Here is a 26124-nt window from a genome sequence, read left to right on the forward strand (position 1 = left end):
ACCACTGGTGGCACGGGTGACCTGAGCGGTCGCGTAGCGGAGCGAGGGACCGATCTCGTCGACCTCGAGCTCGATCGAGGTGCGCTTCTCGCCCTCTTTCGTCTCGTAGGAGCGCTGACGCAGGCGGCCGGTCGCGATGACGCGGCTTCCCTTGGTCAGCGACCCGGCCACGTGCTCGGCGAACTCGCGCCAGACACTCGCCCGGAGGAACAGGGCCTCGCCGTCTTTCCAGTCGTTCGCTGCGCGGTCGAACGTGCGGGGAGTCGACGCGATCGTGAAGTTCGCGACCGCCAGCCCGTTCTGCGTGTAGCGCAGCTCAGGATCGGCGGTGAGGTTGCCCACCACGGTGATTACGGTTTCACCGGCCATGACGGACTACTCGCTGGCCTCGGCCGGAGCGGCAGCAGCCGGAGCGGCGGCCTCAGCGGGCTTCGCCGACGACGCGGCCTTGACGGCTGCGGCCGGAGCAGCAGACGACGGCGCCGAAGCGGCGGCGGGAGCAGCAGCCTTGGGGTTGGCGGCCTTGCGGGCTGCCTTCTCCTCGGCGAGCTTCGTGGCGGCGGCGACCTGAGCGATCGCTTCTTCGGCACGCAGCACCTTGGTGCGCATGACGGCCTCCGACAGCTTCAGCTGACGGTCGAGCTCCTTGGTGGCGTCGGCGTTCGAGGTGAGCTTCACCACGGCGTAGATGCCTTCGGTCTTCTTGTTGATCTCGTAGGCCAGGCGACGGCGACCCCAGATGTCGACGTTGTCCACAGTGCCGCCATCGTTGCGGATGACGTTGAGGAACTTGTCGAGGCTAGGGGCCACGGTGCGCTCGTCGATCTCGGGATCGAGGATGACCATGAGTTCGTACTGATGCGTCACAAACCCACCTCCTTCGGACTAGAACGGCCACAGACTCTCTGTGACAGGAGGGTTATGCATCGGTCCGGCACCCGCGTGAAGAGTTCCACTGGGCGCAGGACAACCTGGTTAGCCTAGCAGACATGAGCTTTCGTGTCGCCCTGATCTCGCTGCACACGTCTCCGCTCTCTCAACCGGGCTCCGGAGACGCCGGCGGCATGAACGTCTACCTCGTGGGGCTCGCCGAGGCATTGGCCGAGGCGGGCACCGAGGTCGAGCTCATCACGCGGGATGCGGGGGAGGGGACGGCGGATGCGCACACACCGGGTGGAGTGCCGGTGCGGTTCGTGAAGGCCGGGCCCCGCGCCCCCGTGCCCAAGGGCGAGCTGGCGGCTCTGACCCCGGATTTCGCGCGTTCGCTCGCGGAGCTGCCGCGCTTCGACGTCGTGCACTCCCACTACTGGCTCTCGGGACTCGCGGGGCTCGAGGCCGCCGCCGCCTGGCGCGCTCCGCACATCCTGAGCCTGCACACCGTGGCGGCCCTCAAGAACCAGCGGCTGGCATCCGGTGACCGGCCGGAGCCGGCCGAGCGGCTGGCCGGTGAGCGGATGCTCGTGCGGGCCTCCGCACGCACCGTGACGGCCACCGAGGCCGAGCGCCGGGCCGTGCTCGACGCGGCGGGGCCGGGCCTCGGTGCCGACCGGGTCGTCGTCGTGCCGCCGGGGGTCGACCCCGTCCTCTTCCACCCGCGTGAGGCGGTCGCGCCCGATCCCTATCTCCTCGTGCTCGCGCGCATCCAGCCCCTCAAGGGCATCGAGCTCGCGATCGAGGCGGTGGCGGCGCTTCCCGCCGACCGCCGGCCTCGGCTCGTCGTGGCAGGAGGCACGAGCCCCGGCCACGACGACTACGCCGCCGTTCTGCGGGCTCTCGCCGAGCGGAGCGGCGCCCGGGTCGAGTTCCTCCCCGCGCAGTCCCGCTCCGCCACGGCCGCCCTCCTCGCCGGGGCCGAGCTCCTCATCGTGCCCTCGCACTCCGAGACGTTCGGCCTCGTGGCTCTCGAGGCGGCCGCGAGCGGAACCCCCGTGGTGGCGGCGGCCAGCGGCGGTCTCGTCGAGGCCGTGGCGGACGGCGTGAGCGGTGTGCTCCTGACCGATCGCGATCCGGAGCGGTGGGCTGAGGCGATCGATCGGCTCCTGACCGATCCCCGCCGCCTCGCGGCGCTCGGCGCCTCGGCGGCCGAGCACGCCGCACGCCACACCTGGGCAGGCACCGCCGAGCAGCTGCGACGGGTCTACCGCGGCGCGGTCGAGGAGCCGCTCCGCGAGTAGGGTTCGGGGAATGACCGACCTGGCCACCTTCGGCGACGCTCCCTTCTTCCTGCATGCGCATCCGGATGACGAGTCGATCTCCACGGGAGGCACGATCGCGGCCCTGATCGAAGCGGGAGCCCACGTCACCGTCGTCACCGGCACGCGCGGCGAGCGGGGAGAGGTCGTGCCGGGCGAGCTGGAGCACCTCGAGGGCAGCGACGAGCTCGCTCCGCACCGCGAGGGGGAGCTCTCAGCGGCCCTCGACGCCCTCGGCGGCCCGGCGCACGTCTTCCTCGGCAGCGCACCGGCGCGCATCCCGCAGGCCGCTCGCCGCCTCTATTCCGATTCCGGCATGCGCTGGGGAGCCGATGGCTTCGCCGAGCCGGCGACGGATGCTCCGGCCACCGCCCTCAGCCTCGCCCCCCTCGCCGACGTGGTGGGCGACCTCCTCGCGGCGATGCTCGACGAGGCGCGTCACCCCGCCTTCAGCTCGGTCGTGAGCTACGACGCCCGGGGCGGGTACGGGCATCCGGATCACGTGCGCATGCACGACGCCGGCCTCGAGATCGCACGGCTGACCGGCCGCCCGTACTTTGCGATCGTCGAGCCACGCGCGGCCGACGCGCCCCCCGCTGCCGACGCCCCCGCATCTGCATCCGCATCCGCTTCCGCATCCGGCGGCGAGGAGCTCACGGTTGCCCTCGCCGGCGCCCCGCTGGCCGCGAAGACCGCCGCGATGGCCGCCCACCGCAGCCAGCTCACGGTCGATCCGGATGCCAGGACCTTCACCCTGAGCGGCGGCCAGACGCACCCGGTGGCGGCGGTCGAGCATTTCCGCAGGATGCACCCGGATAGGATCGTTCAGTTCTGTATACAAGAAGGAAGCTGCACCGAATGAGCATCAAGGTCGCCATCGCCGGGGTCGGCAACTGCGCGAACTCCCTGATCCAGGGCGTCACCTACTACGCCGACGCGGCGGAGGACGAGGCCATCCCTGGCCTCATGCACGCGCGCTTCGGACCGTTCCACGTGGGTGACATCGAGTTCGTGGCCGCCTTCGACGTCGATGCCGCCAAGGTCGGAGCCGACCTCGCCGACGCCATCTGGGCGAGCGAGAACAACACCCTGAAGTTCGCCGACGTCGCGCCCACGGGCGTCACCGTCAAGCGCGGGCCCACCCTCGACGGGCTCGGCGAGTACTACGTCGACATGATCGAGGAGTCGGCGGCCGAGCCGGTCGACGTCGCCGCTGCCCTCCGCGAGAGCGGTGCCGAGGTGCTCGTGTGCTACCTGCCCGTGGGCTCGGAGCAGGCCGCCAAGCACTACGCCCAGGCGGCGCTGGATGCCGGGGTCGCGTTCGTGAACGCCATCCCCGTCTTCATCGCGAGCGATCCGGTGTGGGCCGCGAAGTTCGAGGCCGCGGGACTGCCGATCGTCGGCGACGACATCAAGAGCCAGGTCGGCGCCACCATCACGCACCGCGTGCTCGCGCGCCTGCTCGAGAGCCGCGGCATCAAGCTCGACCACACGTATCAGCTCAACGTGGGCGGCAACATGGACTTCAAGAACATGCTCGAGCGCCGCCGGCTGGACTCGAAGAAGATCTCGAAGACGCAGGCCGTCACCTCAAACATCGACATCGACCTGCCCGCGGGCGACGTGCACATCGGCCCGAGCGACCACGTGCCGTGGCTGAACGACCGCAAGTTCGCCTTCGTGCGGCTCGAGGGCCACGGCTTCGGCGGGGCTCCGATGAGCCTCGAGTACAAGCTCGAGGTGTGGGACTCGCCGAACTCCGCGGGTGTCATCATCGACGCCGTGCGCGCCGCGAAGCTCGCTCTCGACGCCGGCCTCGGCGGCCCGGTCGAGTCGGCGAGCGCCTACTTCATGAAGTCGCCGGCGGTGCAGCTGCCCGACGACGTGGCCCGGGCCGACCTCGAGGCCTTCATCGCGGAGAACACCCCCGCGCCCTGACGGTCCCGCGCCCTTGTCGGCCGCGCCGACTTGACACTTCCTGCCCCTAAGGGCGTCGACTTGACACAAGATGTGCCAAGTCGGCGCCCTTTCGCGCAACTACTGTCAAGTGGATGCGCCGGGGGGCGCGAGGGGCGACGCGGCCCGGCCGCGGGGCGGTGACGCTACGAGCGCGCCGCCCACCAGGCGAGAAGGCGCTCCGTGGCCTCCTCCGGGGGCAGCGGGCCCTCGTCGAGCCGCAGCTCGAGCAGGAACGCGCGCGCCTGCCCCACCTCGCGGCCGGGCGCGATGCCGAGGATCTGCATGATCTGCTCGCCGTCGAGGTCGGGCCGCACGGAGTCGATCTCCTCCTGCGCCGCGAGCGTCGCGATCCGATCCTCGAGGTCGTCGTAGGCGAACGCGAGCTGGTCGGCCTTCCGCCGGTTGCGCGTGGTCACGTCGGCCCGGGTGAGGATGTGCAGGCGCTCGAGCTGGTCACCGGCGTCGCGCACGTAGCGCCGCACGGCCGAGTCGGTCCACGCCCCGTCGGTGTAGCCGAAGAAGCGCAGGTGCAGCTCGATCAGCCGCGAGACCGCGGCGATCGTGTCGTTGTCGAAGCGCAGCGCCCGCAGCCGTTTGCGGGCGAGCTTCGCCCCCACGACGTCGTGGTGGTGGAACGACACCTGGCCGCCCGGCTCGTTGCGCTTGGTCGCGGGCTTGCCGATGTCGTGCAGCAGTGCGGCGAGACGCAACACGAGGTCGGGGGAGGGGGAGGTGTCGCGCGAGCGCTCGAGATCGATCGCCTGCTCGAGCACGGTGAGGCTGTGCTGGTAGACGTCCTTGTGGTGGTGGTGCTCGTCGCTCTCGAGCTGCAGCGCCGGGATCTCGGGGATGATCAGCTCGGCCAGCCCGCTCTCGACCAGCAGCTCGACTCCGCGGCGCGGCGCATCCGTCTTCAGGAGCTTGGAGAGCTCGTCGTTGATGCGCTCGACGGAGATGATGGAGATCGACTCGCGCATCTCCGAGATGGCGACGGCTGCATCGACCGCCACGGTGAACCCGAGCTGGGCGGTGAAACGGATGGCACGGAGCATGCGGAGCGGATCGTCGCCGAACGACACCTCGGGGGTGCCCGGGGTGCGCAGCACTCCCGCGATGAGGTCGTCCATGCCACCGGAGGGGTCGACGAGCTTGAGCTCGGGCACGCGCAGCGCCATGGCGTTGACGGTGAAGTCGCGCCGCAGCAGGTCGCCCTCGAGGGTGTCGCCGAACTCCACGGCCGGCTTCCGGGTGGTGTGGTCGTAGCTGTCGGATCGGTAGGTGGTGATCTCCACGGTCTCGCCGTCGATGCGCGCGGCGATGGTTCCGAAGGCGCGGCCCACGTCCCACTGCGCCTGGGAGATCGGCGTGACGATGGCGAGGATCTCGTCGGGGGTCGCGTCGGTCGTGAAGTCGAGGTCGGTGATGGCCCGGCCGAGGAACGCGTCGCGCACCGGGCCGCCGACGAGGGCGAGCTCGTGCCCGGCGGCGGCGAAGGCCTCCGCGAGCACACGGACGGGGCCGCCGGCGGCGAGCTCCGCCAGGAAATCGAGGGACTGCTGAACCGGCTGCACCGGCTCATTTTAGCGGGGCCGCCCGAGCGCCCTCGCGGCCGGTCGGCGCGCGGCCCCGCGGCTGGCCCGGGTGGCTCGCACTTCTTCCAGGCCCGTTCTCCTACAATCGGCAGTACGGACGGAACCGGCTTCGAGCCCCGCCCGCCATCCACTATGTACTCACCTGCGCGACGACTTGCTCGAGTTGCGCCCGCGATCGCAGCCACCGCGCTCATCGCCGGTGCTCTCCTGGCGACCCCGGTGGCGGCGCAGGCCACGGAGACCGCCGCCCCGGTCGCCGCAGCTGATCCGGCGCCCACGCCCGCCGCCCCGGCCGAGGAGGCCGAGGAGGCCGGTGCCTCCCTCGCCCTCGCTCCCGCCGCGAACGGGGTCGTGACGGCCGGAGGCGACCTCGTGGTGACGGTGGAGGTCACCAACGCCGGCAGCGGCACGCTCCCCGAGGGCTCCCTCGAGATCGGCATCGCCGACGAGGCCGTCACGAGCGGCCCCGAGCTCACGGCCTGGCTGGGCGGCGACAGCGCGGATGCCGCGGCCGCCGACCTCACCTCCACCATCGCCACCGGCACCACGCCCGCTCTCGCCCCTGGCACCTCCCACTCGGTGCAGCTCACGGTGCCCTCCGCCTCCATCGACGCCGGATCGGGCGTGCACGGCATCGACGCACAGCTCACGGCGACCGGCGCAGCGCCGGGCACGGTGGCCGCGGCGGCCCGTTCCACGATCGTGGTCGACGACGGATCCCTCGCCGCAGGGGGAGGCGCCGACGTGACGGTCATCGCCCCCATCACCTCGGTGGCCTCCACGACCGGGCTCATCCAGCCGGCCGCGCTCGAGGCCTTCACGAACGACTCCGGCCTCCTCACCCGCGAACTGGATGCCGTGGTCGGCCGCCCGGTCACCATCGCGATCGACCCGCGCATCATCGTGTCGATCCGGGCGCTCGGCAGCACGGCCCCGGCCTCGGCGGTCGACTGGCTCGAGCGTCTCGCGGCGGCCCCGAATCCGATCATCCCGTTGACCTTCGGCGACTCCGACCTGAGCGGCGAGCACCAGGCCGGGGCCGCCGCCGTGCTCGCGCCCACCTCGTTCGCCTACGCCCTCGACGCCGCAGACTTCGCGGAGGCCGACGGCGTCATGGAGCCGGAGCCGACCGAGATCCCCGAGAGCACCGAGGCCGGCTCGACCGGCAGCCCGGCACCGACAGCCCCGCCGGCCGATGAAGCGCAGCCCGACGACCCGCAGCCGGACGACCCGCAGCCCACCGAGCCCGTCGTGCCCACGCTCGAGCAGCTGCTCGCCTGGGACTACACCTCCACCGCGATCGCCTGGCCCCGCGCCGGCAGCGTCGTGGCCGCCGACCTGCCCTGGTTCGCCGCATCCGGGCTCACCACCACCATTCTCGACTCGCAGCAGCTCGTGGCCGCCGATGACGCCGCGGCCGGTGGCGCGCTGCCCGCCGTCGTCTCGGCCGCCGATCAGACCGTGCTCGTCTCCGAGCACGCGGTCTCGTCGGCGCTGCAGGGCGCGCTCGCGGCCTCGACCGACACCGAGCGGGCCGAGGCACTCGCCGAGCTGAGCTCCGCACTCGCCCTCACGGCGACAGACGCGGGCGACGGCGACGCCGACGGAGACGCTGCCGGAGACGCTGCCGGCGCATCCGCTCGCCCCGTGCTCGCCGTGCTCGACCGCACGAGCCTCGACCACGCGCAGCTCGGCCAGGCGCTCGATGCCCTGCAGTCGCTGCCCTGGGCCGCCACCGCGCCCCTGCAGGGCCTCCTCGACACCGCCCCCGCCACCGCAGCCACCGTGGTCGACTCCGCGCAGGCACCGGAGCGCGTGGCGAGCATCGGCCGCCTGCTGGGGAGCGCCCAGGCCGTCGACGCCTTCTCCTCCGTGCTCGCCGACCCGGCCCTTCTCAGCGGATCGGACCGCGCCGACCTGCTCGCACTGCTCTCGAACTCGTGGACCACGAACACCGGTGGCTGGAACGTCGCGGTCGACGCGAGCGTCGAGGCCTCCGCCACCACTCTCGGCTCGGTGCAGGTGGTCGAGGGCTCCAACATCAACCTGCTCTCCAACCAGGCAGCGCTGCCGATCACCCTCAGCAACGAGCTGCCCTACCCGGTGACCGTCGTCGTGCAGGTCACGCCCTCCAACGGCCGGCTCGTGGTCGACGAGAACCGCACCGAGGTCACCATCGAGGCGTCGTCGAGGCGCGGCACGCAGGTGCCCGTGACGGCCGTGGCGAACGGATCGGTGACCCTCACCATCCAGCTGCTGAGCCCCAGTGGCGTGCTCATCTCGGCTCCGTCGCCCGTGCGCGTGAACGTCAGCGCCGAATGGGAGACGCTCGGCACGGTCTCGGTGGCGGCCCTCGCGGTCCTGGTGTTCGGGATCGGTGTCGTGCGCGTCATCCTGAAGCGCCGCAAGGCGGGGCGGACGGCCGGCGACGACGACGACGCGGAGGCGACTCCCGCCGACGAGACGCCGGACACCGACGCCCCCACGCCCTCCGACGAGACGACGCCGCGTGGCTGACGGCATCGGCCGCGCCAGCGCCCTGCTCGCCTCGGGCACGACGGTGTCGCGCATCCTCGGCTTCGTCAAGGCCATCGTGCTCGTGCAGACGATCGGCGCCTTCAGCCTCGGTGGCAACGCCTTCGCGATCGCCAACCAGCTGCCCAACACCATCTTCGTCATCGTCGCGGGCGGCATGCTCAACGCCGTGCTCGTGCCTCAGATCGTGCGAGCCTCCTCCCATGCCGACGGCGGCAGCGGCTACATCAACAAGCTCGTCACCGTGGCGCTCACGGTGCTCGCGGCGGCCGCCATCGTCGCGACGCTGCTGGCGCCCGTGCTCGTGCAGGTGGTGGCCGGGCTCGCCGGTGAGACGCCGGACTCCGTGCTCGAGCTCGCCGCATCCTTCGCCTACTGGACCCTGCCGCTGATCTTCTTCTACGGCCTCTACTCCGTGCTCGGCGAGGTGCTCAACGCCCGCCGCTCGTTCGGGCCGTTCACCTGGGCGCCCGTGCTCAACAACATCGTCGCCATCCTCGGCCTCATCGGCTTCAACCTGCTCTTCGCCCCCACGGCGGCGGATGTCGACACCCTCGTCTACTGGACCCCCGACAAGGTCATCTGGCTGGCCGGCACCGCCACCCTCGGGGTCGCCGCGCAGGCCCTCATCCTGTTCGCCTTCTGGCGCCGGATCGGCCTGCGATACCGTCCCGACTTCCACTGGCGCGGGGTGGGCCTCGGCCGCACCGGCCGCATCGCCGGCTGGACCTTCGGCATGCTCATCGCCACCCAGATCGCGGGGCTCGTGGAGACGAACGTCGTCGCGACCGCGGCGGGCGGCGGCGACGCCTCGACCGCGGTGCTCACGAACAGCTGGCTGATCTTCATGCTGCCGCACTCGATCGTGGCGGTCTCCATCGCCACCGCCTACTTCACGCGCATGAGCGAGTACGCGAGCACCGACGACCTCGCAGGGGTGCGCACCAACCTCTCGTCGTCGCTGCGCATCATCACGGCGTTCATGATGCTCGCGATGATCGGCCTGATCGTCTGCGCCTACCCGATCTCGAGCTTCTTCACAAAGACCTTCGGCGAGAGCGTCTCGATGGGCCAGGTGCTCATCGGGTTCCTGATCGGGCTGCCGGCGTTCAGTGTGCTGTTCCTCGTGCAGCGCGCGTTCTACGCGCTGAGCGACACCCGCACCCCGTTCTTCATCACCCTGTTCCAGGTGATCGTGTTCTCGATCGCCGCACTCGGGGTGCTGTTCCTCGTGCCCAAGGAGTTCGTGGGCGTGGCCGTGGCCATCGCACTGTCGGCCGCGGGGATCGTGCAGACGCTGGTCGCCGCCATCCTGATCCGCCGTCGGCTCGGGGGAGTGGGCGGGCGCACCGTGCTGCTCAGCATCCTGCGCTTCACCGTCGCCGCCGTGCCGTCGTTCGCCGTCGGCATCCTGCTCGCGGCGGTGCTCGGCATCGCGTCGCCCGACGGCTTCGGAAGTGCCTCGGTCTTCGGCTCGATCGTGTCGATGGTGATCATCGGGGCCGCCATGACGGCGGTCTATCTCGGGGCGCTCCTCCTCCTGCGATCTCCCGAGCTGAAGGATGCGCTGCGACCGGTTCTCGGGCGCCTGCGACGCTCCTGAGCGCCGGAATACTGCGCCGTTAGAATGGGTTGTACCGGCAGTGAGCGCACTCCCGGTGTGCCCGCGATCATCCTCCAGGAGTAACGACATGCGCGAGATCATCATCATCGGCTCAGGGCCCGCGGGCTTCACGGCGGCCATCTACGCCGCTCGTGCCGGGCTGTCCCCCCTCCTCCTCGCCTCCAGCGTCCAGGCCGGCGGCGAGCTCATGAACACCACCGAGGTCGAGAACTTCCCCGGCTTCCCCGACGGCATCCAGGGCCCCGAGCTCATGATGAAGCTGCAGGAGCAGGCCGAGAAGTTCGGCACCGAGGTCATCCTCGACGACGTGACCTCGGTCGACCTCACGGGTGAGGTCAAGAAGGTCGAGACCGGCTACAGCGGCACGTTCGAGTCCCGCTCGGTGATCTTCGCGACCGGATCGGCGTACCGCAAGCTCGGACTGCCCGACGAGGAGCGGCTCTCCGGCCGCGGCGTCTCGTGGTGCGCCACGTGCGACGGCTTCTTCTTCAAGACCAAGACCATCGCGGTCGTGGGCGGCGGCGACTCCGCCATGGAGGAGGCCACCTTCCTCACCCGCTTCGCCGACAAGGTCTACGTCGTGCACCGCAAGGACACCCTGCGCGCCTCGAAGATCATGCAGGACCGCGCGTTCGCGAACGAGAAGATCGAGTTCGTCTGGAACTCCGAGGTCGTCGGCATCTCGGGAGAGAACGCGGTCGAGGGGCTGTCGCTGAAGAGCACGACCGACGGCAGCATCTCCGAGCTCCCCGTGCAGGGCCTGTTCGTGGCGATCGGGAACGACCCCCGCGTGCACCTCGTGCACGGCCAGCTCGACCTCACGGTCGACGGCACGATCGCCGTCGCCGGCCGCTCCTCGAAGACCAACCTCGAGGGCGTGTTCGCGGCGGGTGACGTGATCGACCCGCACTACCGTCAGGCGGTCACCGCGGCGGCCTCCGGCACGGTGGCGGCCCTCGACGCCGAGCACTTCCTGGCCGCGCTCGACCAGGTGGAGGACGGCGAGACGGCTCGAGTCATCGCCGATGTGGTCGACGAGCTCGTCGCCGCCGACTGACCCGCGTCATCCACGAACTCCAGAACTCAAGAACCCCACGATCCCCACGAAAGAAGGAACGATGTCCAACGCCAAGGCAGTCTCCGACGCCAGCTTCGATGCCGACGTCCTGAAGTCCGAGAAGACCATCCTCGTCGACTTCTGGGCCGAGTGGTGCGGCCCGTGTCGCGCCGTCGCCCCGATCCTCGACCAGATCGCCGCCGAGCACGGTGACAAGATCGAGATCGTCAAGCTCAACGTCGACGACAACCCCCAGACCGCCATGAAGTACCAGATCACCTCGATCCCGGCGCTCAAGGTCTACCAGGGCGGCGAGGTCGTCAAGACGATCATCGGCGCGAAGCCCAAGGCAGCCCTCGAGGCCGACCTCGCGGCCTTCATCTGAGCCTCAGCCCCTCCAGTTCCACCGAAGTGGCCCGTCGCCTTTGGCACGGGCCACTTTCGCATGTCCTACGATGGAATTTCGGTCTACGTCGGGATGTATGTCAGTGAGCAGCCAGAACCCCCCACAGCAGTCGGGTACCAACCTCGATCCGTGGTATTCCAACTACGCCGCGCGCACCGCCGGCCTCGCCGCCTCCGAGGTGCGAGCCCTGTTCGCCGTGGCCTCGCGGCCCGAGGTCGTCTCCCTCGCCGGTGGCATGCCGGCGGTCTCGGCCCTGCCGCAGGAGCTCGTGATCGAGTCGATGAACCGCGTCATGCGCGATCAGGGTTCGGTGGCGCTGCAGTACGGCTCGGGTCAGGGCGTTCCCAAGCTCCGTGAGCAGATCCTCGACGTGATGGCCATGGAGGGCATCAAGGCGAGCGCTGACGACGTCGTGGTCACCACGGGTTCGCAGCACGCACTCGAGCTCGTGTCGAAGCTGTTCCTCGACCCGGGCGACGTCGTTCTCGCCGAGGGTCCGAGCTACGTGACGGCCGTGGTGATCTTCCGGTCGTTCCAGGCCGAGACCCATCACGTGGCGATGGATGCGCACGGCATGATCCCGGAGTCGCTCCGCGAGAACATCGCGCGGCTCAAGGCCGAGGGCCGTCGCATCAAGTTCCTCTACACGATCCCGTCGTTCCAGAACCCGGCCGGTGTCACGCTGTCCTGGGAGCGCCGGATGGAGATCCTGCAGATCGCGCGCGACAACGAGATCCTCGTGCTGGAGGACAACCCGTACGGTCTCCTGCACTTCGACGCACCGCCGCCACCCGCGCTCCGCTCGATCGAGCAGGAGGGCGTGATCTATCTCGGCACCTTCTCGAAGACCCTTGCGCCGGGGTTCCGGGTGGGCTGGGCGCTCGCGCCGCACGCCATCCGCGAGAAGCTCATCCTCGCCAACGAGGCCGCTGTGCTGTCGCCCTCGTCGTTCAGCCAGCTGGTCGTGTCGGAGTATCTCGACAGCATCGACTGGCGCGCTCAGGTGGACCGCTTCCGCGGCGTCTACCGGGAGCGAAAAGAGGCCATGATCAGCGCTTTGAGTGAATACCTCCCGAATCTGTCGTGGACGGATCCGGATGGCGGCTTCTATGTCTGGCTCACGCTGCCGCCCTACCTCGATTCGAAGCAGATGCTGCCGCGTGCGGTCAAGGAGCTGGTGGCCTACACGCCCGGTACGGCGTTCTATGCCGACGGGGGAGGGCGGAACAACATCCGCCTGTCGTTCTGCTACCCGACCCCTGAGGCGATCCGCGTGGGCATCCGGCGCCTGCAGAATGTCATCAACGGAGAGCTCGACCTGCTCGAGACGTTCTCCGCCACGGGGCCGCTCCAGACGGTGCGCGACCGCAGCTTCTCGGCGCCGCCGCCGAACCTCGACTAGCCTCACCGCCAGCCTCGACCACGCCCTCGACCTTCCCTGAGAACGAGAGACCATCATGAGCGATTCCCATCCTGCTTCCTCCTCCGCATCCGACACCTCGGCGTCCGTCGCCCCGCGGAATGTCGTCGTGCTCGCCGGCGGCATCTCGCACGAGCGGGATGTCTCGCTCCGCTCGGGCCGACGCGTGGCCGACGCGCTGATCGAGCGCGGCCACTCCGTGGTGCTGCGCGATCCGGATGCCTCGCTGCTGCCGTACCTCGCCGAGAACCGACCCGACGTCATCTGGCCGGCTCTGCACGGAGCGAGCGGAGAGGACGGCGCGCTGCGTGCGCTCCTCGACATGCTCGCGATCCCGTATGTGGGTGCCGAGGCGAAGGCGGCGCGACTGGCCTGGCAGAAGCCGAGCTCGAAGATCATGGTCGAGCGGGCGGGCCTCGCGACGCCGCGCTGGGTCACGCTGCCTCGGGACACCTTCCGTGAGCTGGGTGCGACGCAGGTGCTGTCGCTCGTGCTCGATTCCTTCGGGCCGGAGGTCGTGGTGAAGCCTGCCATGGGCGGTTCTGCGCTCGGTGTGGGTGTGCTCGATTCAGCGGACGACCTGCCGCGCGCCGTGGTGGATGCCTACACGTACGGCGAGGTGGCGCTCATCGAGCAGCGCGTGCGCGGTGTGGAGGTCTCCATCGGGGTGCTCGACCTGGGGGAGGGGCCTTTCGCTCTTCCCGCGGTGGAGATCGAGCCGCGGTCGGGTGTCTACAGCTTCGAGGCGCGCTACAACGCGGGGGAGACCCACTTCTACGCTCCGGCGCGGCTGGATGAGGCGACTGCTGCGGCGGCCCGGGAGGCCGCGCTGACGATCCACAGCACGCTCGGCCTCCGGCACATCTCGCGCATCGACCTCATCATCGACGCGGCCGGCACCCCGTGGTTCCTCGAGGCCAATGTGCTGCCGGGTCTCACGGAGACATCGACGGTGCCGCAGGGCATCCTCGCGGCAGGCTACTCGCTCGGCTCCGTGTACGAGCAACTCGGCGAGGTGGCGATCGCGGGCGCGAGCGCGACCGCCTGACATCCGTCGGCCCCACGAAAGAATCCGCCCCTCACCTGACCGGTGGGGGGCGGATCGCTTTGTCGTCACGCAGTTGCATGACCGACTTGGGGGTGTTTCACGTGAAACATAGTGGTGCTTGAGTAGGATGCTCTGTTTCACGTGAAACATTCGCGTGATCGCCGGAAGCCGGTGGTTTCACGTGAAACATTGGTCAGACGAAGTGCGGGCCCTTTCGAGCCGCGGAGCTGCCGTACCCGTCTTCACCCAGCTCGGTGAGGATGCGGTTGAGATCCTCGATCGTCGCGAAGTCGATCACGATCTGGCCCTTCGAGCGGCCGAGGCTCACCCGCACACGGGTGTTGAGCCGGTCGCCGAGGCGCTCACCGATCTCGTCGAGGTGGCCGCGCTTGGTGCCCGCAGTCGTCTTCGCGCGGCCCTGCTTGGGCGCCTCGGAGGCCAGAGCCTCTGCCGCGCGCACCGACAGGTCCTCGTTCACGATCTTGTCGGCGAGCTTCGTCATCGCTTCGACGTCGCCGACGGCCAGGACGGCACGGGCGTGTCCGGCACTCAGCACTCCGGCGGCCACGCGCGACTGCACGGCTGGGGGGAGACGGAGGAGCCGCAGCGTGTTGGTGATCTGGGGGCGGGAGCGGCCGATCCGCTCGGCCAGCTGCTCCTGGGTGATGCCGAAGTCATCGAGCAGCTGCTGGTAGGCCGAGGCCTCTTCCAGCGGGTTGAGCTGCGAGCGGTGCAGGTTCTCGAGCAGCGCATCGCGCAGCATGTCCTCGTCGGCGGTGTCTTTGATGACCGCGGGGATCGTGTCGAGCCCCGCTTCCTTGGTGGCCCGCAGCCGCCGCTCGCCCATGACGAGTTCGTATCGCTGGGGCGCATCCGCCGCCTCGTCCGTCTCGCGGGGGAGCTCACGCACGATGATCGGCTGCAGAACTCCGATCTCGCGGATGGAGTGCACGAGCTCGGCGAGATCGGCGGGGTCGAACACGCTGCGGGGCTGCTTGGCGTTCGGCACGATGCTGTTCGGGTCGAGCTGGGCGAGGCGTGCGCCGGGAACGGCGAGCAGCTGCGAGGAGTCCTCGCCGGCCGGCACGCGGGTGTCGCCCACGCCGGCGCGGGTTCCATCGGCCCGGGGCGCGTCGAAGAAGACATCCACGGGGCGGGAGCCCTCGGTGCGGGGGGTGTCCGTGGGGATGAGGGCGCCGATGCCCCGGCCGAGTCCAGCTCTCTTCTTAGTGGCCACGCTGTGGTGCTCCTCTGTCTGCTATCTCTGCGGCTGCCTCGAGGTACGAGACGGATCCCGTGGAACCGGGATCGAAGCTGATGACGGTCTGCCCGTAGCTCGGTGCTTCCGAGATTCTGACAGAGCGGGGGATGACTGCGCGCAAGGTCTGCTCGGGGAAGTGCTCACGCACGTCCTCCGCCACCTGGAAGGCAAGGCGCGTGCGCCCGTCGTACATGGTCAGCAGGATCGTCGAGACGGCGAGCTCGGGGTTGAGGTGCCGCTCGATCAAGCTGATGTTGTTCAGCAGCTGGCTCAGCCCCTCGAGCGCGTAGTACTCGCACTGGATAGGGATGAGGACCTCGCGCGCGGCGACGAACGCGTTGATGGTAAGGAGGCCCAACGACGGCGGGCAGTCGATGAAGACGTAGTGGAACGGGGTGCCCGCTTCGTCCATGGTGGCGAAGAAGCGCTCGAGGCTGCCCCGCAGACGCTGCTCGCGCGCCACCATGGGCACGAGCTCGATCTCCGCGCCCGCGAGGTGAATGGTCGCGGGGAGGCAGAAGAGGTTGGGGGACTCCGGGCTCTTCTGCACGATGTCGGCCATCGGCTCGTCCCGGATGAGGGCGTCGTAGACGCTCGCGACCTCTCCGCGGTGGTCGATGCCGAGAGCAGTGGAGGCGTTGCCCTGCGGATCCAGGTCGATCACGAGCACGCGTGCGCCTTCGCGGGCCAGGGCGGCGGCCAGGTTCACAGTCGTGGTGGTCTTGCCGACGCCGCCCTTCTGGTTGGCGACGGTGAGGACACGCGGAGACGAGGGGAGGGGGAAGACCCGGCCCACCAGCCGACGCTTGCGCTGCGAGAGATCCGCGAGTTCTCGTGCCAGCGGAGTCGACGCATCGAAGGCGGTTGAGTCACTGGTCATTCATGAATCCTGTCGGTATGTTTCACGTGAAACATGGAGGGCTGCAGCCCGAACGAACGACTTCGATCGTACCGAACAACACTGACAGTCGCGGACCGCGGGGGAGCGGTGGGAGGAGGGGGTTACGCACAGGGGGCGGTGGGCGGCGGGGTTGCCGGACGCAGCCCGGCGAAAACGACGGCGATTCCTGGAACTGAAGGGGCCACACTCCGTCGACTCCCACCAAGGGGCTCAATCTCCGTCGATCGAGCCGGAGACAATCGGATGCGGCCGAAGACACCAATCCCGCGCGCGAGCCCGGACAGACCCGGAACCCATGCATGCCGGGCTTCACGCCGGACGTGACCCCCATACGCAACTCCGGACTTGTAGTCGCTGTTCTGAGCCGACGGGGCGCCCGCGACCGGCAATGCACTGTGGCCGCATCTGCACGAAATGCGGCGAAGTCGCCAGGAGGCGCAGACTCAACCACAGCGATCACGCGACCACGAACTACGTCGCCACCACCGGTAGCGCCACGCCCTAAGCCCCAGGCACCCGCGCCGTGACCACCCGGGTCACATCCACGCCCAGCGACTCCCCGAGCTCCACCACCGCGACATCCTGCAGCTTGTACCTGCGGATCGCCTTCTCCGCTGCGGCGATCTCGCCGGCAGCCCCGGCGCCCTTCATGAGCACCATCTCGCCGCCCGGGCGCAGCAGGGGAGCGCACATGGGGATGAGCTTGCTGAATGCACTCACGGCCCGCGCCGTCACCTGATCGAGCCGCGGCTCCGGACGGAACTCCTCCGCACGCGCGCGCACGACACTGACGTTCGACAGACCCAGCAGAACGACCTGCTCATCGAGCCACGCCACCCGCCGCTCCATCGGCTCCACGAGCACGAAGGAGACATCCGGTCGGGCGATGGCCAGCACGATACCCGGGAGGCCGGCTCCACTGCCGATGTCACCGACGAGGCCGGGGCGCAGCAGGGGAGCGATCACCCCGCAGTTCACGATGTGACGGCTCCAGATGCGGGGGAGCTCCAACGGCCCGATCAGGCCGAGCTCCTCACCCCGTCGAACCAGGTCGTCGGTGAAGGCACGTGCGAGTGGCAGTCGGTCACCGAAGACCGTCGCCGCCACAGCGGGCTCGACCTCGGCAGCCTCAGATTGTTTCACGTGAAACTATCCGCGCGACAGGACGGTGTGCCGGTCCCGGCCTTCACCCTCGGACTCGGACGTGAGCCCGCGCTCCGCCGCGATGTCGTGAACCAGCTTGCGCTCGTACGACGACATCGGCTCGAGCGCCGCCGCAGCAGCCCCGCCGTCGAGTGTGGCGACGGCTTCGTCGACGAGCTTCTCGAGCTCGCGCTGACGGCGCTCACGGCTGCCGCCCACGTCGAGGATCAGCCGGGAGAAGTCTCCCGTGCTGGTCTGCACCGCCAGGCGCGTGAGCTCCTGCAGAGCGGCAACGGTGTCCGGCTGCGACAGCACCCGGAGGTTGCTCTCGCCCGAGGCGTTCACAGAGATGTAGGCGCGGCCGTCGGTGACCTCGATGTCGATGTCTCCGTCGAGGTCGCAGATGTCGAGGAGCTCCTCGATGTAGTCCGCTGCCACGTCGCCCTCGTCCTCGCCGCCGTCGGCCGCGGCGCCCGCCGCACCGTCTGCCTCCGGAAGCTCGAAGGTGTCGGTGTCGTCACCCGAGGCATCCGAAGCACCTGAGGCATACGAGGATTCCACCGCATCCACCGCATCCACTGCCGAATCCTCCGCGACAGTCACGTCGCCCGGTGCCACACCATCCTCGGTGGTCACGTCGTTGCTCATTTCTTTCCCCCTTGCTTCTTCGCCCGGTTCTTGTTCACAGGCTGCTGGCGCTGAGTCGGCTTCGGCGGCTCGGGGATCTCCTCGATCGCCGGCGCACCCTTCTTCGGTTCGAGCTTGCCCTTCTTGGCAAGCCGCGCCTCACGGGCCTTGGCGGCCTCACTGCCGGGCGTGGGCATATTGCGGATGACGATGAACTGCTGGCCCATGGTCCAGAAGTTCGAGGTGAGCCAGTAGAACATGACGCCGAGCGGGAAGGCCACACCGGAGAAGACGAACACGAGGGGGAGCAGGTACAGCAGGATGCGCTGCTGCTTGTACATCGGGCTCTCTTTGGCCTCGGGCGACTGGTTCTTCGACATGATCTGCAGCTGCGTGTAGAACTGCGACGCCGTCATGAGCACGACCATGAGGCCGGCGATGAGCATGACCTGCCACGGCCCGCCCGCGTTCCAGGCACCGATGAAGGTGTCGTGCAGGGGAGCGACGCCGAAGAGAGTGGCATCGCCGAACTGCTTGCCGAGCGAGGCATCGAGCGGGCCCACGCCCGCCAGACCACGCTGAGCATTGTTCAGCACCGAGAACAGGCTGAAGAAGATGGGCATCTGCAGCAGCAGGGGGAGACAGGATGCGAGCGGGTTCGTTCCCGTCTTGCGGTAGAGCTCCATGGTCTCCCGCGACATCGCCTCGCGCGAGAACTGATCCTTCTTGCCCTTGTACTTGTCCTGGATCTTCTTGAGCTGTGGCGCGACCTCGAGCATCTTGCGTTGGCTCTTGATCTGGCGCACGAAGATCGGGATGAGCGCGGCGCGCACCACGATGACGAGGCCCACGATGGAGAGCACCCAGGTCAGTCCCGCAGCCGGGTCGAGCCCGATGGCCGTGAACAGCCAGTGCCACGCCACGAGGATCAGTTCCACGACCCATTTAATGGGCCAGAGGATCGTATCGATGAAGGGGATTTCCATGTGTGGGGCTAGCCCTTTCCGTGGCTGCTTGCAGGTACGACGAAACCGAACGGCGTGAGCCGGTACTTCTGGCGGCGCACGGCCGGCACGTCGTCGACGCCGCCCTTCGCCCAGGGGTGGCAGCGCACGATCCGGTAGATGCCGAGCCCGCTCCCCACCACGAGACCCCGCTGCTGGATGGCCTGCAGGGTATAAGAGGAACAGGACGGGTAGTAGCGGCAGACATCGCCGTACAGAGGAGAGATCACCGCTCGATAGCCGCGCAGCAGCACGACGGCCGCGTTGCGCGGAACGAGCAGGATCATCGCGACCCACGCAGGGAGCACCAGAGCAGTCGCGGCGGTCACCGTCGACATCATGCGAGTACGGATCCTTTGGTGAGTGAGCGCGAGAGTTCTTCGAAGAGTACGCCGTAAGGCTGGGACGCAGCTTGGGGTAGCACCCGCACGACCACGTCGACCCCGGGGGTCACGGACGGCAGCAGCGCGAACGACGCCGCCTTCAGTCGGCGGCGCACCCGGTTGCGCACGACAGCCACACCTACGGCTTTCGACACGATGAACCCGAAACGCGCATCCGACGAGGAGTCGGATGCGCGAATGTAGGTGACGGTGCAGGAGCCCACGAACTTCGCACCCCGACGCACCGTGCCGCGGTAGTCGCGGCCGTGCGTGATGCGATTGCGTTTGGCGAGCACCGCTCGGCGGGGAGCTCTAGGCGGAGAGCTCGGTGCGGCCCTTGCGGCGACGAGCCGCCAGGATCGAGCGGCCCGCGCGAGTGCGCATGCGCAGACGGAAACCGTGCACCTTGGCGCGACGACGGTTGTTCGGCTGGAACGTTCTCTTGCTCATAATCTTCTCCGGTGTCCGACGGACGAACCGGCTGCCGGAAGCAGCGGAGGGCCGTCGTCAAGTAAGGGGCGTGGCAGATCGCCACAAGTCAACTGATTAAAACTACGGCCTGAAACGCTCGGGGTCAAACCCATCAGCACAGAGGATCAATTATCCACAGTCTGTGGAGAATGCCTGTGTACGACACGCACGGCGTCAATACAGCGAACTTGCCCTGTGGCATGGCAGTGGCTAGCTTAGTTGCCTACAGTTACTAACAGCCGGCGGGGGCGCAGACGCGGCACGAGTCGAACCGATCAGTTCGACGGCATTCAGGTTCGACAGGAGTTCCATTGGCAGAGGATGCCGGCTCGACGGAAGACAACTGGCGAACGGTTCTCCAGGTTCTCGCCGCAGACGAGCGGATCACTCCGCAGCTGAGGGGCTTTCTCGGTCTCGTGGTGCCCAAGGGCATCCTCGGCGGCTCCTTCTATCTGGAGGTGCCCAACGACTTCACGCGCGACATGCTCGAGCAGCGCGTGCGGCCCGCCCTCCTGACAGCGCTCGCCACACTCGGCCCGCGGCTCGACGTGACCAACTTCTCCGTGGTCGTGAATCCGGATGTCGACGCCTACGACTCCGCGCCCCTGGCGGTCACCGGCGAGCAGCCCACGGTCCCGGGCGAGGCCGGCTACGTCGAGTCCTCTTTCCCGGAGTCGATGTACCCCGAGTCGAAGTACTCCGAGACCGTCGCCCCTCCCGTGCAGGAGACCGTCGGCCCGCTCCGCAACAACGACACCCGGCTGAACCCGAAGTACAGCTTCGACAACTTCGTGATCGGCGGCTCCAACCGCTTCGCCCACGCCGCAGCGGTGGCGGTGGCCGAAGCGCCGGCCAAGGCCTACAACCCCCTCTTCATCTACGGCGACTCCGGGCTCGGCAAGACCCACCTCCTGCACGCCATCGGCCACTACGCCATCTCCCTCTATCCCGGGGTGCGGGTGCGCTACGTGAGCTCCGAGGAGTTCACGAACGACTTCATCAACTCGATCGCCAACAACCGCGGCGCCGCGTTCCACAGCCGCTACCGCGACATCGACCTGCTGCTGATCGACGACATCCAGTTCCTGCAGGGCAAGGCCGAGACGCAGGAGGCCTTCTTCCACACCTTCAACACCCTGCACGACCACAACAAGCAGGTGGTCATCACGAGCGACCTGCCGCCCAAGCACCTCACCGGCTTCGAAGACCGGATGCGCACCCGCTTCGAGTGGGGCCTCATCACGGATGTGCAGACCCCCGACCTCGAGACCCGCATCGCCATCCTCCGCAAGAAGGCCCAGAGCGAGCGGCTCCGGGTGCCCGACGACATCCTCGAGTTCATGGCCACGAAGGTCTCGAGCAACGTGCGCGAGCTCGAGGGCACCCTGATCCGCGTCACCGCGTTCGCGAGCCTCAACCGCACACCGGTCGACATGTCCCTCGTGCAGACGGTGCTGAAGGATCTCATCACCCTCGACGACGACAACATCATCGCGCCGGTCGACATCATCAATCACACCGCGGAGTACTTCAAGCTCTCGGTCGACGACCTCTACGGCTCCAGCCGCTCCCAGGCGATCGCGACGGCGCGTCAGATCGCCATGTACCTGTGCCGCGAGATGACCAGCCTGTCGCTGCCGAAGATCGGGCAGCTGTTCGGCGGCCGCGACCACACCACGGTCATGTACGCCAACAACAAGATCGGCAAGCTCATGACCGAGAAGCGCTCGATCTACAACCAGGTCACCGAGATCTCGAACCGGATCAAGCACAACCAGCGCTACAAGAGCGCCTGAGCGCCTTCCTGAGTGCTCTCCGACAGGCTTTTCCACAGATTGTGAAAAGCATGTGGAAAACCGGTCGTTTAATGGTGACAAGACGCCCCGGCTTGTGGAACGGTTCACAGGACGTTCAGACGGCGGAGGTCGTCGTGAACATGTCATTCACACGCCGCCAACAACTCACAGTCGTGTAGTTCTCCGACTCGGCGCGGTTTAAACAGACTTATCCACATATCCACAGCGGTTAAGACCGTTAAAGAATTAATTCCTTAATGAGGGCATCCGACAACCTCGACGGAAATGACAGGCCGGAGCGGGCGGGCCGCACCCGATAACATGAATCGACCCATGGTCTCTAATGCCGACAGAGGTGACTTCGTGAAGTTCCAAGTAAACCGAGACGTCTTCAGCGAAGCAGTGTCGTTCGCCGTGAAGCTCCTGCCTCAGCGCACCACGCTGCCGATCCTCAGTGGAGTGCTGATCCAGGCGACCGATGACGGTCTCACCCTGTCGTCGTTCGACTACGAGGTCTCAGCGCAGACGCAGATCGCCGCCGACGTCGAGGAGCAGGGTGTCATCCTCGTCTCCGGCCGGCTGCTCTCGGACATCGCGAACCGCCTGCCGAACGCGCCCGTGCGCTTCAGCACCGAAGAGGGCCGGATCGTCGTGAGCTGCGGCTCCGCGCGCTTCACCCTGCTGAGCATGCCGGTCGAGGAGTACCCGACCCTGCCGCAGGTCGGCGCCGAGTCCGGACTGCTCCCGGCCGACCAGTTCGCCGCCGCCGTCTCGCAGGTCGCCGTCGCCGCATCGCGCGACGACGTGACCCCCGTCATCACGGGCGTGCAGCTCGAGGTCACCGAGAACAGCATCTCGCTCGTGGCGACCGACCGCTACCGCGTGGCGGTGCGCAACATCGACTGGGACTCCAACGACTCCGGCACCACGAGCGCCACCGCCCTCGTGCCCGCCCGCACGCTTCAGGAGGTCGGCAAGACCTTCGGCAACGCCGGCACCATCTCGGTGGCCATCACGAACACCGACGACCGCGAGCTGATCGCCTTCAAGAGCGACAAGAAGACCGTCACGACGCTGCTCATCAAGGGCAATTTCCCGCCCGTGAAGCGACTGTTCCCCGAGAGCGTCGACAACTACGCCGTCATCAACACCGCCGACCTCATCGAGGCCACCAAGCGCGTGAGCCTCGTGCTCGAGCGGGAGGCGGCGCTCCGCTTCACGTTCACGATCGACGGTGTGACCCTCGAGGCCATCGGCTCCGAGCAGGCGCAGGCCTCCGAGTCGATCGACGCGCTGCTCACGGGTCAGGACACCGTGGTGTCGCTGAAGCCGCAGTTCCTGCTCGACGGACTGAGCGCCGTGCACTCCGAGTTCGTGCGGATCTCGTTCACCAAGACCGACAACCCCAACAAGCCCGGCCCCGTGCTCATCACGAGCCAGTCCTCGAAGGACCAGCCGGGCTCGGACGACTACAAGTACCTGCTGCAGCCCAACCTGCTGCTGCGCTGATCACCACCACGCTGACACCTAATCCACAAGGAGACGTCATGAACATCGGACTCATCGGCCTGGGCAAGATGGGCAACAACATGCGCGCCCGGCTGAAGAACGCCGGGATCGACGTGGTCGGCTACGACACGAACCCCGCCGTGAGCGACGTGCCCGACCTCAAGGCCCTCGCCGCAGCTCTCCCCGCCCCCCGCATCGTCTGGGTCATGGTGCCGGCCGGCGCCATCACCGATGGCGTCATCCACGATCTCGCCGAGGTGCTCGACGAGGGCGACCTCATCATCGACGGCGGCAACTCCAAGTTCACCGAGGACTTCAAGCACTCCGAGTTCCTCGCCCCGAAGGGCATCCAATTCATGGACGTCGGCGTCTCCGGCGGCGTCTGGGGCCTCGAGAACGGCTACGGCCTCATGGTGGGCGGCACCGCCGAGAACGTCGAGCGCGCCATGCCCGTCTTCGACGCCCTGCGCCCCGAGGGCCCACGCGCCGAGGGCTTCGTGCACGTGGGCGAGGTCGGTGCCGGGCACTACGCGAAGATGGTGCACAACGGCATCGAGTACGGGATCATGCAGTCCTACGCCGAGGGCTACGAGCTCCTGGATGCCAAGAAGGACATCATCAAAGACGTCACGGGCACCTTCAAGGCCTGGCAGCGCGGCACCGTCGTGCGCTCGTGGCTGCTCGAGCTGCTCGTGCGCGCCCTCGAGGCCGACCCCGAGTTCCACGACATCCAGGGCTACGTCGAAGACTCCGGCGAGGGCCGCTGGACCCTCGAGGAGGCCATCGAGAACGCCGTGCCGATGCCCGCCATCAGCGCCTCGATCTTCGCCCGCTTCGTCTCGCGCCAGGAGGACTCCCCGTCCATGAAGGCCGTCGCGGCGCTCCGCAACCAGTTCGGCGGCCACGCGGTCAAAGAACTGGACTGACCTCCTGTTCGCTTGATCGTCCGACACCTCAGCCTCACCGACTTCCGCAACTACGCGGCGGCCGAGGTCGCCCTCGAACCCGGTGCGAACCTGTTCGTGGGGCGGAACGGTCAGGGCAAGACGAATCTCGTCGAGTCGCTCGGCTACCTCGCCACGCTCGGATCGCACCGGGTCTCCACAGACCAGGCACTGATCCGGGCGGGGCAGGATGCGGCGATCGTGCGGGCGCGGCTCGAGCACGAGGGCCGGGAGCTCCTCGTGGAGCTGCAGCTCAACCGCTCCTCGGCCAATCGCGCCCAGGTCAACCGGGCGGCGATCAAGCCCCGCGAGCTCCCGCGCTACGTCTCCACCGTGCTGTTCGCTCCAGAGGACCTCGCGCTCGTGCGGGGGGAGCCCTCCACCCGGCGCCGGTTCCTCGATGCGCTCCTCGGGGCCAGGTCGCCGCGGCTGTTCGGGGTGTTCGCCGACTACGACCGCGTGCTCAAGCAGCGGAACGCCCTGTTGAAGTCGGCTCGCGCGCAGGGACTCCGGAGCGAGAAGCTCTCGACCCTCGAGCTCTGGAACGAACGGCTCGTCGAGCTGGGCTCCGAGATCATCGCCGAGCGTCTCGCCATCGTGGCCGCGCTCGAACCGTTCGTGCGCGAGGCCTACCAGGGGGTGGCGGGCTCCGACCAGCAGCCCGCTCTCGATGCGGTGCTGAGCATCCTCGCCGCGCATCCGGAAGCGGACGACGACGCGGATGCGCCGGGAGAGTCCGGTGGGCCGGGGGAGCGTCGGCCGGCGCTCGGGCGCGCCGAGATCGCCGACGCGTTCCGCACCGCCCTCGAGCGTGTGGCCCGCGCCGAGCGCGACCGCGCCATCACCCTCGTGGGCCCGCACCGCGATGACCTGCTCCTCACCCTCAACGGCCTCCCGGCCAAGGGCTACGCGAGCCACGGCGAGTCGTGGTCGTTCGCGCTCTCCTTGAAGCTCGCCTCCGCCGAGCTGCTCCGCGCCGACTCCTCGACGGGCGACCCGGTCGTGATCCTCGACGACGTGTTCGCCGAGCTCGACCAGCGCCGACGGGGCCGGCTCGCGGATGCGGTCAAGGACTACCAGCAGGTGCTCATCACGGCCGCCGTGCTCGAGGACGTGCCCGAGGCGCTCACCGCCCACACCGTGCGGATCGAGGCCGGCACGATCGTCGAGGAGGAGCCGGCATGACCGAGTCGCAGGACGTCTACCTCCGGCTCAAGGCCGCGTTCGGCGACCCCACCTCCCGCGCGGCGCGCTGGCGGCAGAAGAAGTCGCGGGCCCGCGGAGACGACGAGGCGAGCGTGCCCTACGGTGTGGGCCGCGACCCGAAGGGCCTCGGCGACGTGATGTCGAACCTCTCGTCCGAGCTCGGCTGGACCTCGTCGCTCGCGAAGTCCGACCTGCTGCTCGCGTGGGCCGAGATCGCGGGCCCCGAGACCGCCGAGCACTCGACTCCGATCGGCATCACGGATGCCGTGCTCACCGTGCAGTGCGATTCGACCGCCTGGGCCACGCAGCTGCGGCACATGCGCGTGCTCATCATGACGACCATCGCCCAGCGGTTCCCCGAGGCGGGCATCGAATCGATCCGCTTCGAAGCCCCCCACGCCCCTTCCTGGAAACGGGGCTCCAGATCGATTCCAGGGCGGGGCCCTCGCGATACCTACGGTTGACAGGGCAAATGTGGTCACGGGCCCGAGATAAACCCCACAGCGGGGCATATGAGCGCGGAATCGACCCCCGGGTTTGATAGAATTAAGGGTCGCCTGCCCGGCCGGTGGGCGCGACACTGAGGAGCACATTTCCATATGTCTGAATCGGACAAGGTCCACCCTGACAACGAGTACGGCGCGGACCAGATCCAGGTTCTTGAAGGCCTCGAAGCGGTGCGCAAGCGCCCCGGCATGTACATCGGATCGACCGGCCCCCGAGGGCTGCACCACCTTGTGTACGAGATCGTCGACAATTCGGTCGACGAGGCTCTCGCCGGCTACGCGACGCACATCGAGGTCGTCATGCGCAAAGACGGGGGGATCACCGTCACCGACGACGGTCGAGGCATCCCCGTCGACATCCACCCGGTGGAGAAGAAGTCGACCGTGGAGGTCGTGCTGACGATCCTGCACGCCGGCGGCAAGTTCGGCGGTGGCGGCTATGCGGTCTCCGGCGGCCTGCACGGCGTGGGCTCCTCCGTGGTCAACGCGCTGTCGAGCGAGCTCGACGTCGAGGTGCGCCGCCAGGGCAGCGTCTACCGC

The 26124-nt window shown here is 68.4% G+C and carries 25 protein-coding genes and 1 pseudogene; 15 read left to right on the top strand and 11 right to left on the bottom strand.

Features of this window, described 5'->3' with window-relative positions:
* On the bottom strand, positions 1–369 hold a 369-nt coding region (locus Q0D57_RS13085; protein ID WP_291044625.1), incomplete at its 3' end, for a single-stranded DNA-binding protein.
* A 147-nt stretch (positions 370–516) separates the two neighbouring features.
* Positions 517–867 (bottom strand): annotated as a pseudogene (rpsF, locus tag Q0D57_RS13090) (30S ribosomal protein S6); the annotation flags it as partial.
* A 122-nt stretch (positions 868–989) separates the two neighbouring features.
* Here rpsF and Q0D57_RS13095 point away from each other — a divergent pair.
* From Q0D57_RS13095 to Q0D57_RS13105, 3 genes are read left to right on the top strand one after another with little or no spacing between them, the layout of a single operon-like run.
* Complete coding sequence (locus Q0D57_RS13095; protein WP_291044631.1) at positions 990–2174, top strand: glycosyltransferase; 1185 nt, start codon at positions 990–992, stop codon at positions 2172–2174.
* Positions 2175–2184: 10 nt separating this feature from the next.
* Complete coding sequence (locus Q0D57_RS13100; RefSeq protein WP_291044634.1) at positions 2185–3054, top strand: PIG-L family deacetylase; 870 nt, start codon at positions 2185–2187, stop codon at positions 3052–3054.
* Positions 3051–4130: an inositol-3-phosphate synthase gene (locus Q0D57_RS13105; protein ID WP_291044638.1), complete on the top strand. Its 1080-nt coding sequence runs from the start codon at positions 3051–3053 to the stop codon at positions 4128–4130. Before Q0D57_RS13100 ends, Q0D57_RS13105 begins: the two co-directional genes overlap by 4 nt.
* Before the next feature lie 164 nt (positions 4131–4294).
* Here Q0D57_RS13105 and Q0D57_RS13110 read toward each other — a convergent pair whose 3' ends face one another.
* Positions 4295–5722, bottom strand: coding sequence for a CCA tRNA nucleotidyltransferase (locus Q0D57_RS13110; RefSeq protein ID WP_291044641.1), 1428 nt, complete (start codon positions 5720–5722; stop codon positions 4295–4297).
* Between the two features lie 153 nt (positions 5723–5875).
* On the opposite strand from Q0D57_RS13110, the gene Q0D57_RS13115 reads away from it, so the two are divergent.
* The 6 genes from Q0D57_RS13115 to Q0D57_RS13140 all read left to right on the top strand — a co-directional run bounded on the left by Q0D57_RS13115 (position 5876) and on the right by Q0D57_RS13140 (position 13833).
* On the top strand, positions 5876–8260 hold the full coding sequence (locus Q0D57_RS13115; RefSeq protein ID WP_291044644.1) for a DUF6049 family protein: 2385 nt from the start codon (positions 5876–5878) through the stop codon (positions 8258–8260).
* On the top strand, positions 8253–9881 hold the full coding sequence (gene murJ, locus Q0D57_RS13120; protein ID WP_291044647.1) for a murein biosynthesis integral membrane protein MurJ: 1629 nt from the start codon (positions 8253–8255) through the stop codon (positions 9879–9881). Before Q0D57_RS13115 ends, murJ begins: the two co-directional genes overlap by 8 nt.
* Before the next feature lie 88 nt (positions 9882–9969).
* Positions 9970–10959, top strand: a complete 990-nt coding sequence (gene trxB / locus Q0D57_RS13125) for a thioredoxin-disulfide reductase (RefSeq protein ID WP_291044650.1) — start codon at positions 9970–9972, stop codon at positions 10957–10959.
* Between the two features lie 61 nt (positions 10960–11020).
* Complete coding sequence (gene trxA / locus Q0D57_RS13130; RefSeq protein ID WP_291044653.1) at positions 11021–11344, top strand: thioredoxin; 324 nt, start codon at positions 11021–11023, stop codon at positions 11342–11344.
* Positions 11345–11447: 103 nt separating this feature from the next.
* Positions 11448–12767: a PLP-dependent aminotransferase family protein gene (locus tag Q0D57_RS13135; protein ID WP_291044656.1), complete on the top strand. Its 1320-nt coding sequence runs from the start codon at positions 11448–11450 to the stop codon at positions 12765–12767.
* A gap of 55 nt (positions 12768–12822) precedes the next feature.
* A complete protein-coding gene (locus Q0D57_RS13140; RefSeq protein WP_291044663.1) occupies positions 12823–13833 on the top strand; it encodes a D-alanine--D-alanine ligase in 1011 nt (336 codons plus the stop codon).
* A gap of 193 nt (positions 13834–14026) precedes the next feature.
* On the opposite strand, the gene Q0D57_RS13145 is transcribed toward Q0D57_RS13140, so the two are convergent.
* From Q0D57_RS13145 to rpmH, 8 genes are all read right to left on the bottom strand, one after another.
* Complete coding sequence (locus tag Q0D57_RS13145) at positions 14027–15070, bottom strand: ParB/RepB/Spo0J family partition protein (protein WP_291044667.1); 1044 nt, start codon at positions 15068–15070, stop codon at positions 14027–14029.
* Positions 15060–15974 carry a ParA family protein gene (locus Q0D57_RS13150; protein ID WP_291044670.1) on the bottom strand — a complete coding sequence of 305 codons (915 nt, stop codon included), beginning with the start codon at positions 15972–15974 and terminating at the stop codon, positions 15060–15062. The genes Q0D57_RS13145 and Q0D57_RS13150 overlap by 11 nt, the downstream gene beginning before the upstream one ends.
* 522 nt (positions 15975–16496) lie before the next feature.
* Positions 16497–17138: a 16S rRNA (guanine(527)-N(7))-methyltransferase RsmG gene (gene rsmG, locus Q0D57_RS13155; RefSeq protein ID WP_291044673.1), complete on the bottom strand. Its 642-nt coding sequence runs from the start codon at positions 17136–17138 to the stop codon at positions 16497–16499.
* A 6-nt stretch (positions 17139–17144) separates the two neighbouring features.
* The gene (locus tag Q0D57_RS13160; RefSeq protein ID WP_291044675.1) at positions 17145–17786 is read right to left on the bottom strand and encodes a R3H domain-containing nucleic acid-binding protein; all 642 of its coding nucleotides are present in this window, start codon (positions 17784–17786) and stop codon (positions 17145–17147) included.
* A complete protein-coding gene (gene yidC, locus Q0D57_RS13165; protein ID WP_291044705.1) occupies positions 17783–18745 on the bottom strand; it encodes a membrane protein insertase YidC in 963 nt (320 codons plus the stop codon). The genes Q0D57_RS13160 and yidC overlap by 4 nt, the downstream gene beginning before the upstream one ends.
* A 14-nt stretch (positions 18746–18759) precedes the next feature.
* The gene (yidD, locus tag Q0D57_RS13170; protein ID WP_291044707.1) at positions 18760–19056 is read right to left on the bottom strand and encodes a membrane protein insertion efficiency factor YidD; all 297 of its coding nucleotides are present in this window, start codon (positions 19054–19056) and stop codon (positions 18760–18762) included.
* 50 nt (positions 19057–19106) lie between these two features.
* On the bottom strand, positions 19107–19448 hold the full coding sequence (gene rnpA, locus Q0D57_RS13175; protein WP_291044677.1) for a ribonuclease P protein component: 342 nt from the start codon (positions 19446–19448) through the stop codon (positions 19107–19109).
* Positions 19449–19464: 16 nt separating this feature from the next.
* The gene (gene rpmH, locus Q0D57_RS13180; protein WP_055823896.1) at positions 19465–19602 is read right to left on the bottom strand and encodes a 50S ribosomal protein L34; all 138 of its coding nucleotides are present in this window, start codon (positions 19600–19602) and stop codon (positions 19465–19467) included.
* 332 nt (positions 19603–19934) lie between these two features.
* Between rpmH and dnaA the strand changes: the two genes are divergently transcribed.
* The 6 genes from dnaA to Q0D57_RS13210 all read left to right on the top strand — a co-directional run.
* The gene (dnaA, locus tag Q0D57_RS13185) at positions 19935–21419 is read left to right on the top strand and encodes a chromosomal replication initiator protein DnaA (protein WP_291044692.1); all 1485 of its coding nucleotides are present in this window, start codon (positions 19935–19937) and stop codon (positions 21417–21419) included.
* A gap of 363 nt (positions 21420–21782) precedes the next feature.
* On the top strand, positions 21783–22928 hold the full coding sequence (gene dnaN / locus Q0D57_RS13190; RefSeq protein ID WP_259525610.1) for a DNA polymerase III subunit beta: 1146 nt from the start codon (positions 21783–21785) through the stop codon (positions 22926–22928).
* 38 nt (positions 22929–22966) lie between these two features.
* Complete coding sequence (gene gnd, locus Q0D57_RS13195) at positions 22967–23854, top strand: phosphogluconate dehydrogenase (NAD(+)-dependent, decarboxylating) (protein ID WP_291044696.1); 888 nt, start codon at positions 22967–22969, stop codon at positions 23852–23854.
* A gap of 12 nt (positions 23855–23866) precedes the next feature.
* Entirely contained in the window at positions 23867–25057 is a 1191-nt protein-coding gene (gene recF / locus Q0D57_RS13200) for a DNA replication/repair protein RecF (RefSeq protein ID WP_291044699.1), read from the top strand.
* Complete coding sequence (locus tag Q0D57_RS13205) at positions 25054–25542, top strand: DciA family protein (protein WP_291044702.1); 489 nt, start codon at positions 25054–25056, stop codon at positions 25540–25542. Before recF ends, Q0D57_RS13205 begins: the two co-directional genes overlap by 4 nt.
* Before the next feature lie 135 nt (positions 25543–25677).
* Positions 25678–26124 (top strand): ATP-binding protein (locus Q0D57_RS13210; protein ID WP_291044704.1); only part of this gene is annotated, 447 nt, incomplete at its 3' end.

Source organism: Herbiconiux sp., from assembly GCF_023264895.1.
In the GTDB taxonomy this organism is placed as follows: Bacteria; Actinomycetota; Actinomycetes; order Actinomycetales; family Microbacteriaceae; genus Herbiconiux.

Excerpts from the sequence above, each read along its gene's own strand:
- Q0D57_RS13100 (WP_291044634.1), top strand. The coding sequence starts at position 2,185 with ATGACCGACCTGGCCACCTTCGGCGACGCTCCCTTCTTCCTGCATGCG.
- Q0D57_RS13105 (WP_291044638.1), top strand. The coding sequence starts at position 3,051 with ATGAGCATCAAGGTCGCCATCGCCGGGGTCGGCAACTGCGCGAACTCC.
- rpmH (WP_055823896.1), bottom strand. The coding sequence starts at position 19,602 with ATGAGCAAGAGAACGTTCCAGCCGAACAACCGTCGTCGCGCCAAGGTG.
- Q0D57_RS13095 (WP_291044631.1), top strand. The coding sequence starts at position 990 with ATGAGCTTTCGTGTCGCCCTGATCTCGCTGCACACGTCTCCGCTCTCT.
- gnd (WP_291044696.1), top strand. The coding sequence starts at position 22,967 with ATGAACATCGGACTCATCGGCCTGGGCAAGATGGGCAACAACATGCGC.
- trxA (WP_291044653.1), top strand. The coding sequence starts at position 11,021 with ATGTCCAACGCCAAGGCAGTCTCCGACGCCAGCTTCGATGCCGACGTC.
- Q0D57_RS13115 (WP_291044644.1), top strand. The coding sequence starts at position 5,876 with ATGTACTCACCTGCGCGACGACTTGCTCGAGTTGCGCCCGCGATCGCA.
- trxB (WP_291044650.1), top strand. The coding sequence starts at position 9,970 with ATGCGCGAGATCATCATCATCGGCTCAGGGCCCGCGGGCTTCACGGCG.
- Q0D57_RS13140 (WP_291044663.1), top strand. The coding sequence starts at position 12,823 with ATGAGCGATTCCCATCCTGCTTCCTCCTCCGCATCCGACACCTCGGCG.
- Q0D57_RS13160 (WP_291044675.1), bottom strand. The coding sequence starts at position 17,786 with ATGAGCAACGACGTGACCACCGAGGATGGTGTGGCACCGGGCGACGTG.
- Q0D57_RS13205 (WP_291044702.1), top strand. The coding sequence starts at position 25,054 with ATGACCGAGTCGCAGGACGTCTACCTCCGGCTCAAGGCCGCGTTCGGC.
- Q0D57_RS13150 (WP_291044670.1), bottom strand. The coding sequence starts at position 15,974 with ATGACCAGTGACTCAACCGCCTTCGATGCGTCGACTCCGCTGGCACGA.
- yidD (WP_291044707.1), bottom strand. The coding sequence starts at position 19,056 with ATGATCCTGCTCGTTCCGCGCAACGCGGCCGTCGTGCTGCTGCGCGGC.